This window comes from Bacillus sp. mrc49 (assembly GCF_002803435.1).
The window spans coordinates 1-445 of the sequence record NZ_PHNG01000030.1 but is presented as its reverse complement, the minus strand read 5'-3'; the positions used below and the strand labels follow the sequence as shown (position 1 = coordinate 445).

Genomic DNA, 445 nt, shown 5'->3' with positions numbered 1-445 from the left:
GTATTTTCGTGAAACGCGTTCCTCGTGGAACAAAGTGTTCACCGATCCTGATATGGATTTTGACAGCGCCAAAAACGACACCAGTCGCCCTGGGCGCTATCAACCCAAATACACCAAACAGAACTTTGGCGGCTGGTTTGAGGCAGGGATTGCCGATAACCTCGGCATCGTGGTTTCCGCCTCGCACCGTATCTCCGATTTGCCTACCTACACCACCGGTGGCAGCGGCCTGCAGTTAGGGCCGGACAATGCCCTGGAAATTGTGTCTACCGAGCCGGGTTACCGTAATCAAAAGCGTGTTTCCGACAACTATTTCGCCAAACTGTCATGGGATGCCAATGAGCGTACCACCGCGCACCTTTCCGCTAATTACTCGGCTTACACCAGCAAGCTGTTTTCCAGTAGCGTGCTCAATTCAGGCTATGACAATGACCACAATGGCCTG

At 52.8% G+C, this 445-nt stretch carries 1 protein-coding gene; it reads left to right on the top strand.

The features are described 5' to 3' along the window. The coding region (locus tag CVN76_RS00300; protein WP_198512386.1) for a hypothetical protein at positions 1 to 445 on the top strand (445 nt) is incomplete at both ends.